Here is an 8,259-nt window from a genome sequence, read left to right as displayed (position 1 = left end):
ATTCAAAATCACCGAATCTTGCAATGACATCTTCGTAAGAAAACATTTGCTGTTTATAGTCAATTCTTATGGGTTGCTCGCTTCCTATTAATTCGCCATCTGAAACAGTGTCCGCGCCAATTATTTCAGATTTTATTTGATAATAATTAGTATAAGTTTTGTACTTGTTTTTGTCCGATACAAACGTTGATACCTTGCTGTTCAGGTTAAAGTCTTCCAGTTCTATAGCGGGTTCCTTTTTACAACCTATCAGCAAAAGCGCTAAAAGTAACAATCGGTATTGTTTTATCATTTCAATAGGGTTATGTCTGTTATTTTTATTTCGTTCCTGTAAAGATTTTAAATACATTAATTGTTAATGCCCGTTTGGTTCATCATGAAACAGAAGACATCGTCGACAATTTAGCCATTATTTATCTATTCTATAATATAGTCACAAGACCATTGCAAATTCATGTCACCGCTGAGTGGCCCGAATATTTACCACCCTTTGATAAGTTTTAAATGGGCAGAAGACTGCTTGTTACCTGAACATTCCATCCCGAAAGGTTAGCATATTTCTTTTTCCACTGAAAACAGATTCGTTTTTAGTTTCGTTAACCTCCGGATAACTGATGGTTTTATCCTGAGGATTGTAAATCATAGCCATTTGCACCCTAAGTTTCTCTTTATCCTGATCCTCTTTAACTATGGCGGAGGCAAACAATTGGGTTTTGAGTGCTCTCGCCAATTTAAACAGCGGTTTGTCGATGCTAAATTTGGAGTGATTGATCACTAAAGCGTGGCTTACGCTATAAGACTCTGTACCGCTCATTTGCCCATGCCCTGTAAGCAAATAAGTCTTTTGAGGTGAGATATTTAAGCTATATACATGTTCAAAAAACGGTGTGGGGCTTCCTTCATCACCTTTATCCTCTTAGAGATCATTAAATAAAACCRTAGTTACGATGTTATTTTTACCCTGGTACTGAACAATATTCTGCACATGCCACATCGTTCCGGAATAAGGAGAAAGTCAGTAAAACAGCCTAAGTTTATGGTCATCGGCAGTTATTACGTTAATTTCGTACTGCTTAAGGCTGGCAAAATCGTTCTGAAAGCTACCTGGCTGCTTTAATGCCTCTCCAAGGGCTTTAATGAATCTTTCTTCAGCCCCTGTACTTCCATCATTTAAATAGCTTTCTCTGGAAGCGGACATACCAGCGGCCAATTCTTCAAGCTCAGTTATTTTAGCGGGAATCGAATCTATCTTGTTTTGTTTAACTGAATGAAGGGTTTCCGTTGCACTAAGCTGCTTCTCATCATGCTTTGCTCCACAGGAAAACAGGAGGAATGCCAGAGAAAAAAATAAGGTGCGCGTTGTTTTCATGCTATTGTACAACTATATGAATTAATCTATAGTTTTGTATTTCAAAAACTCTTCCTCGCTAATTAATTCTCCATTTTTGTAGAAATYGTCTGTATACACGCCGGATTGCGAAAATACTTTATAATTAACCAAATTCGGTAATAATTACTCAGCAATATTTTATAATCATGGAAAGAAAACAACCTTTTTGCATTGCCATAGGAGAAAATCTTATCATCGCAATTTTGAATGATGAACTTGCAGAATTGCAAGATTATGCCATGGATGCAGGCGATGCATTGTGGTATATTATGGGGACGGATGCTTGGCTTGAATTGCAAACAAATGGAGGCAGATCCGCACTTGTGGCCAGAAGCTACGACAAAACTTATTTTACTTGTTTTGTAGGTGATGAAATCGTTGAAAAAATAAAACACCTTGAGGAGAGTGGCATTATTGTCCTTTCGTCAAATGTAGAATTGAGACCGGAAGAACTATTGAAAGACTTTAAAGAAGATTCAAGTCTTGATGATATTGGTTACTGGATTGAAGACAAGAGCAAAAAGAATGGTGTGGATATCGGAGGCCTTATATTTTGTTATTACTCATTAGAGGCAAGAAAAAGGCTTCATGGAAACGATTATATCGATTGATAATTGGCTGCTTGGTCTATTTATACCCTTAGTCTTATTTCAGATCGTCAAGGACTTTCCCTATTCGCGTATTAATCTGTTGCATTTGTGGTGAATAGCTATTTATTCCTTGCTCCGGGTTCTGAGCGATTAGTTCACAAGTTTTTATTCTTAGTCTGCAATATTTGATGAGCGTTTGGTTACGCAGGTGTAACCGGTTAGAGAGGTTCATTTTATCCAATTCGGTGATCAATTCAATACCATTGCTCCATGCTGATTTTCCGTGTTGCAGTGCCCGAACTAGTTCTTCCCCCGTATTGTTTTCCTGTCCCCTTAGTACTTTTAATGCATCGGTATCGATTTTATAAAATTCCTGGATCTGCTTCTGATAGGTGACCTTGTCACTATTGGCTAGGTTAACGTAAATTACCGCTGAAACAAGCATGACAACAGTTACCGACAATATCGGTGTAAGCCATTTTAACAAGACTTCACCTGGTTTCTGCAAAGCCGGGTAATAAGCGTATCCGATCATCAGGCCGGCAAGTAGTCCCCCCAGGTGTGCTGCGTTATCTATTCCGCCTTTGAAACTGCCGAATACTAAATTGTAAACCACAAATAGGCCGATGTTTGTTAGCAAACCTTTACGCATGGAACTCTCGATGTGATTTGTGCTTAACAGCGCAAGGAATACCCCATATAATCCGAAGATAGCGCCTGAGGCGCCAGCACTCACAGTATTGTCATGCCACCAAAGGCTGATCACACTTGCAAAAATGCCGGCCAGGAGGTATGCTGTGATGAATTTTACCCTTCCCAGAAACGGTTCTAAAAATAACCCTACAAAAGCAAGCGCGTACGTATTTAGTAGCAAGTGGATGAAACCGAAGTGAATAAAGCAGCTCGTAATTAATCTCCACCACTGACCCCCGAGCGTATAAATGGTTGCGTTCGCTCCCCATGTGGTCATGCTGGCAGCATCAGGTTCGAATACAGCTACACCCGAACATACCATGATGAGGTAGATTAAAATATTGAGTACAATTAGAATAGGGGTAAAGAAATAGCCTTTTGCCGGTTTAAAAAAGGATAGCAACCCGCCGAAAAAATGAAATTTCGGTCTGATATCAGGCTTTAAAGTATCTTCGTAAGCGGGAACAAAATCTTTTTTATAGATTTTATATTTTTCACGCACTTCATCTTCGCTGATCTCTGATTTCAACTTTTCAAATGAGAAAATAAATGCATGTACCGCGGCTTCGCTGCGTCCGTAGTCATTCAGCAGATTGGATATGGTGACACATTGCACCATGGCACCAGACTCGTTTAATTTAACAGTGATTTCTCCGTTCCAGGAATGCTCRCCATTATCGGTGTAAGCAATGACACCGGCATCTGAGATAAATCTGATGCGCCAACCGAGATATTTAACCGTTTCAAGTGCAATCACCAAAAATTGCTTGTCAGTCAGCTCATTCTTAGATAAGTGTTGCTCAATTTTCATATTTCGGTGGTAGTTTTTCTGCCGGCCAGTTCAAAATAACTCCCCGGTTGTTTGATCAAAGGTATCATGACAGGTATTAAAGTCCTGCATATTATACGTTGGGCGAAATATAATAATTTTTTGGGGCATAGCCACCAAGGCTGATCAGCTGCTAGTCCGGGCAGAACAGTGGGAGCGCTCTCATATTTATTTCTATTGAAGGTGATATGTTTCACATAAAAACGGAGAAAAGAAGTCTATCTTAGACAAGAGTTTGAAAGAAAATATACGAAGAAATAGCATGAACGAGGGAATTAAAGCCAGAAAGCCAATCTTAATTGCTGGCGTGGTTATTTTAACCATCTGCTTATGCTTCATTTTCCCATTCGAGTACAATCGAACAAACTACATAACAGATCTGAAATTTACTTTTTTATCCCTGACTGTAGCCATGTTTACATTAATGTTTGGCTTAATGGGAAAGCATTTTTATAAAGGATTACTTTTTCTAATCTGCAGTGCCTTATTCAGTTTTATCGTTTGGTTTTTCTTATATCCAGCGGGATGGCTCTCACCTGTAGTGGGATTTTTGATATTTCGGAGTATCTTAAGTCTAGAAAGTAGCCTGTTTTTAGCATCTCTAGGACATTACAGTTAGATAAATAATCACTAAATTGCCTCATAGTGCTCTTGCTGGAGTCATTTAACATCTTGGATAGGCATAGACACCAAGATGACAAATTTGATATGGAATCTATCAGGATCAGGAATTTAGGATAAACTTTAATGCTAAGTAAAGCAACAAATTATGACAGTAGATGAAATTTACCAAAGCATTGCAAAAAACATAAGCGGCGTTATTAAAGAGGATTGGCAAAATGCGGTCCTACGACTGGAGGTGCTGGACGGCATGGTCAGCAACACCGGTGTTTATTATGATGCAAAAGGCCATGAAAAGCAATTGGATGTCGAGGAGTTTGATTTCCAATTGACATTCGACATCCTGGAGCTCCACCAAATCACGACAGAAGGTAACGGTAGCAAGTGGAACGGGGCAGTTTATGAATTATCTTCTGAGGGCAAATTCGATATGGAGTTTATATGGGATCAGGATTTTCAGGACGAAGTCGAACGTTTAGCAAAAGATTGATGATGACCATAGACGAAATTTATTTAAACATAGCACAAAGCATTTCAAATGCTATCGAGGATGCTAATTGGGCAGAGGCAAAATTAGATATTGAAGTTGTCGCAAATGGAGTTGTCGCTTATACAGGCGACTATCAGGTTAATAACACAACAATTGATCTTTCTGTCAGAAAAATTCCACGGGATGTCAGAAATTGGCTCAGGGAATTACACAGCGTAACAACGAGTGGTGGCAATAATAAATGGAACAGGGCTATCTTTTCATTAACACCAGATGGTAAATTCAATATTGAATTTATTTGGGATCAGGATCTGCACGATGAAATCGAACGTTTAGCAAAGTCATGATTTCACGTGGTTGCATGTTTTGTTTGGTTGCCAATAGCGTTAGCAACTACTGAAATGGTATAAAAAACACCGGCAATTCTTTTCCATTTTTTGCAAATAACAACAGCGCATACCAACTTTTCCTGTCCGTAGAGTCATATCTGTTTTCAGTCTTAGTACCGGGATTACCCGAATTATCAATAAAAATTCCAGCTCTCATATCAATGGGTTGATGCATAAAGCTAGGTTATATTTCCGAACAATTGATTAATTCGACATGGGTAAATAGAAATATATTATATTAGTTGTCAACATTACAGTCTAAATTACTACCGATGATTTTCGACAAATCTGAAATGTTACTTATTTTTAATAAGTTGTTGTTTTATAGTGTCTTATAATTTGTGTATTGGTAAGTAATCACTAAAAACTACTGCATTCCTCTTACCGATGATTTAGTGGAACAAAGAAATCGCAAGGAGCAGGTGAATGGTTTTATCTGCGGGCTTTGGTAAAGATCTGTCTATCCCAGGCGGATGCTTTTCCTGCTCCAATCGATTTAGTTAGGTATATCAGCGTTTGATCGTTTGATATGATTTCACCGTAGGCTGCATGATGTCCTATGTCTTCCGGCATGATGAGTTTTCCATTTTTTAGGAATGCCTTATAGCTATCACCGCTTTCCCGCTTTTGGAACTTGCCCGTCCAGTCAATAATTGTTGCATAACCGTCTTTAAAAGATATCTCCAAATGCCTGCTCGTTTTTTTATCCAGCCATAACCCTTCGAAATGCTTTCCCGCCTGCTTCGATTTGGAGGACTGTGCCGGGCTGTTCCCGTTTGCTAGTAACAGGACCACGAAAAGGACAAAGGAATTGATATATATTGCCATCTGATTTTTCTTTAGTAGACTACACTGTTTCTAACTTAGTTTGTGAAATTAATGTTACCGGTTAGCCAGCTTTTCATAATTTTAATAACCACTGGCATCACCACCCATGTCAATATGCCGACCATGAGCGTTGCGGTTAGCAGCAACCGGAATGGAGCGGGCAGACCTATAAGTAACCAACCAGTAGCGTAATACAGAAAAAGGCTCGTTGGAAATACACCGCACAGAGTAGCAATGGCCATCTTCCATCTTGGTGGTGGATTTGGTGAACGAAACCAAGCCTCCAGACCCGTCAATTGTCTGTAGACAGCTGGTTCGGTAAGGGTGGAAGCATAAGCTTCCCACTTGTTGAACTGCTCTGAATTATAGAATGCGTCACGTTCTTTTTCGTCTTTAAATGTTCTTAATATACCAATTTCATTACTATACGCTCCTGGAAAGGAGGAGATGACTGCGGCTCCTTGCACGCCATCGTGAATAAACGATTGCCCAAGAAAATTCCGCAGAGATTCTTTAAATTCCTGTTCTTTTCCAGGAAGGATTTTTCGGGTAATTGCAACATGTATGGCCATAGTTTCTGATAGGTTACTAATTTAAAGATTTACTTTTATTCAACAAGTCTAATTTTGTTAGACTGTGTTAATAAGCTGGTTTGGAAGGAAGACCATGGTTAAGCTAATAGATATGTTTCTCTGTGGATTCATCGTTTTTTAGCCGCTTTAATTAGCTCAAGAACTTCTATCTTTGATGGTTCCATTTTTCTCAGCATACCTAGGTCATTCTTAATTAGGGTGATCGAGGAAAGTGTTTCTTGGTTCTTACCTGTTTCAAATACTTGTTCTTGCCATTGGAGCGTGGAACCATTGGTCATATCATAGGTAATAGATCTTTTGGTTGTCTGCCGGCTCTCAATATTGAGGTAGGTAATGATCGAGCTAACATTGGACCGGCTGTAATGGATCTTTTTGCTAAACCGGATCTCTTCCGGCGAGAATGCCCTGACTGAATCCAGCCAATTATGCTTATTGTAATAATATTTGCAGGTCCAGGTATCTTTTATATCTGCCTGGCTGCGCTGCGTAACGATCCTGGCCTGGGAAATTTTTTTAGTTAATTTAGGCGTATAATTCAACAAAGGGAGCGCATCAGCAATCGGATAATCGCCTATGGCATCCGAAAGCAAATTTAACATAGCCATGATCGAGTGTCTGGCTTTGACTTCTTGTTTAAAGGTAAGGTAGTAAGCGGGAAAAAGCGTATACCGGTCGGTCTTGTTTATCACTACCGTAGATAATTTGTCTTCAAATTCTATGCGCAGACTTTCTTTCATTTGCCCGCTAGAGATCAGCGATCTACGCTCGCAGAACAACCCACTGCTGGTTTCGGTAAAACGGTAAGATGCAGCTTCGGAGATTACACCGTCTCTAACTGCGTAAACGGAAAGACGGTTACCAACTGTATTTCTGCAATACAACAGACGGCTGGTATCGGAACCTTCATCGGTATTGTCAATTTTGGTAATTACTTCTCCGTAATAAGCGTCCTTTGCCTGTGCAAAGTAAATACTAGCAGAACAAATCAAGGAAAGCAGACAGCAGGTTCTTATCATGAGGTATCTCAATATTCAACTGGAAGATAAAGAAAGTTATTTAAATTACTTAACAATGATTTTTTTGACAGGCTGCCTCCATTTGACACAAATAGCTTAATTAAAGATATTATTTCAATTGGCACGCTGTCAAAGGCTTGCTGAGGGCATTATTCATTAAGATCATTTCGTTTAACTTCCTCTTGGTTTCTATCAGTCTCAATCCCGTCTTAAAAGTCTTTAGATTTTTTTATAATTTTTGAAATCTTCTTATCTATCATCAGGGTCAGTGCAATGCCTGACTTCAAAGATCTCATCATTATTTCTTCTTATATTGGTGATCTAGTAATTTTAATTAGCGAACACCATGAAGTATTTATGTTTTATCTTTTTTTCATTTTTAACGATTGCCTGCAATAGACAGGAAAAAATAGATCTATCAAGACTAAACCTGGATGAACCCATTGAAAATGTGATTGACTTTAAGGATAGAAATGCACTTGAAGTAAACACCGTGGAGTACCCATTTTGCTTTCTGATTGAAGGGAAAAATTTAGGAAAATTCATATTTGATGGAATTGATTTAAAAGGGCACAAAGTATTTTTTCAGGTTAATGCTGAACGATTGAAAACAGATAGTATTACCAAGTTTGGAGGTGGTCATTTTGCAATGCAGGGATTTAAAGACAAAACAGAGCTTTCTAAAATTTTAACAGAATATAAAGCTGACGATGTTATATATGGATTCAGATTGGAAATGAAGACTCCAGATCTAAAAAAAGAGATCCTGAAAAAACTTGAGATCCGATATGGAAAGGGAACTAAGAATCCTAATACAGAT

12 protein-coding genes are annotated in these 8,259 nt (G+C 38.7%); 4 read left to right on the top strand and 8 right to left on the bottom strand.

Going from position 1 to position 8,259, the window contains the following annotated elements:
* From AC1DG9_RS24200 to AC1DG9_RS24190, 3 genes are all read right to left on the bottom strand, one after another.
* Window positions 1–292, bottom strand: a 292-nt coding sequence (locus AC1DG9_RS24200) for a hypothetical protein (RefSeq protein ID WP_477635389.1), incomplete at its 3' end; no start/stop codon positions are given.
* Window positions 293–523: 231 nt separating this feature from the next.
* On the bottom strand, window positions 524–814 hold the full coding sequence (locus AC1DG9_RS24195; RefSeq protein ID WP_337716135.1) for a hypothetical protein: 291 nt from the start codon (window positions 812–814) through the stop codon (window positions 524–526).
* Window positions 815–1,015: 201 nt separating this feature from the next.
* Window positions 1,016–1,369 (bottom strand): hypothetical protein, encoded by a 354-nt coding sequence (locus AC1DG9_RS24190; protein ID WP_337716137.1) that lies wholly within the window; start codon window positions 1,367–1,369, stop codon window positions 1,016–1,018.
* Between the two features lie 167 nt (window positions 1,370–1,536).
* On the opposite strand from AC1DG9_RS24190, the gene AC1DG9_RS24185 reads away from it, so the two are divergent.
* On the top strand, window positions 1,537–2,001 hold the full coding sequence (locus AC1DG9_RS24185; RefSeq protein ID WP_337716140.1) for a hypothetical protein: 465 nt from the start codon (window positions 1,537–1,539) through the stop codon (window positions 1,999–2,001).
* Between the two features lie 34 nt (window positions 2,002–2,035).
* Here AC1DG9_RS24185 and AC1DG9_RS24180 read toward each other — a convergent pair whose 3' ends face one another.
* Window positions 2,036–3,484 (bottom strand): rhomboid family intramembrane serine protease, encoded by a 1,449-nt coding sequence (locus tag AC1DG9_RS24180; RefSeq protein WP_337716142.1) that lies wholly within the window; start codon window positions 3,482–3,484, stop codon window positions 2,036–2,038.
* 787 nt (window positions 3,485–4,271) lie between these two features.
* Between AC1DG9_RS24180 and AC1DG9_RS24175 the strand changes: the two genes are divergently transcribed.
* Complete coding sequence (locus tag AC1DG9_RS24175; protein ID WP_172662809.1) at window positions 4,272–4,613, top strand: immunity protein YezG family protein; 342 nt, start codon at window positions 4,272–4,274, stop codon at window positions 4,611–4,613.
* Window positions 4,613–4,960, top strand: coding sequence for a hypothetical protein (locus AC1DG9_RS24170; protein ID WP_172662810.1), 348 nt, complete (start codon window positions 4,613–4,615; stop codon window positions 4,958–4,960). Before AC1DG9_RS24175 ends, AC1DG9_RS24170 begins: the two co-directional genes overlap by 1 nt.
* A gap of 46 nt (window positions 4,961–5,006) precedes the next feature.
* On the opposite strand, the gene AC1DG9_RS24165 is transcribed toward AC1DG9_RS24170, so the two are convergent.
* The 4 genes from AC1DG9_RS24165 to AC1DG9_RS24150 form a co-directional block, all read right to left on the bottom strand.
* Window positions 5,007–5,159, bottom strand: coding sequence for a hypothetical protein (locus tag AC1DG9_RS24165; RefSeq protein ID WP_216854471.1), 153 nt, complete (start codon window positions 5,157–5,159; stop codon window positions 5,007–5,009).
* A 275-nt stretch (window positions 5,160–5,434) separates the two neighbouring features.
* A complete protein-coding gene (locus AC1DG9_RS24160) occupies window positions 5,435–5,830 on the bottom strand; it encodes a hypothetical protein (RefSeq protein WP_172662812.1) in 396 nt (131 codons plus the stop codon).
* A gap of 35 nt (window positions 5,831–5,865) precedes the next feature.
* Window positions 5,866–6,402, bottom strand: a complete 537-nt coding sequence (locus tag AC1DG9_RS24155; protein WP_288884315.1) for a putative antibiotic biosynthesis monooxygenase — start codon at window positions 6,400–6,402, stop codon at window positions 5,866–5,868.
* 128 nt (window positions 6,403–6,530) lie between these two features.
* A complete protein-coding gene (locus tag AC1DG9_RS24150; protein WP_172662814.1) occupies window positions 6,531–7,439 on the bottom strand; it encodes a hypothetical protein in 909 nt (302 codons plus the stop codon).
* A gap of 346 nt (window positions 7,440–7,785) precedes the next feature.
* Here AC1DG9_RS24150 and AC1DG9_RS24145 point away from each other — a divergent pair.
* A partial coding sequence (locus tag AC1DG9_RS24145; RefSeq protein ID WP_477635388.1) for a hypothetical protein occupies window positions 7,786–8,259 on the top strand: 474 nt, incomplete at its 3' end.

The sequence above is a fragment of the Pedobacter sp. 05L430 genome (genome assembly GCF_056397585.1).
This window is presented reverse-complemented; position numbering and strand designations above follow the sequence as displayed.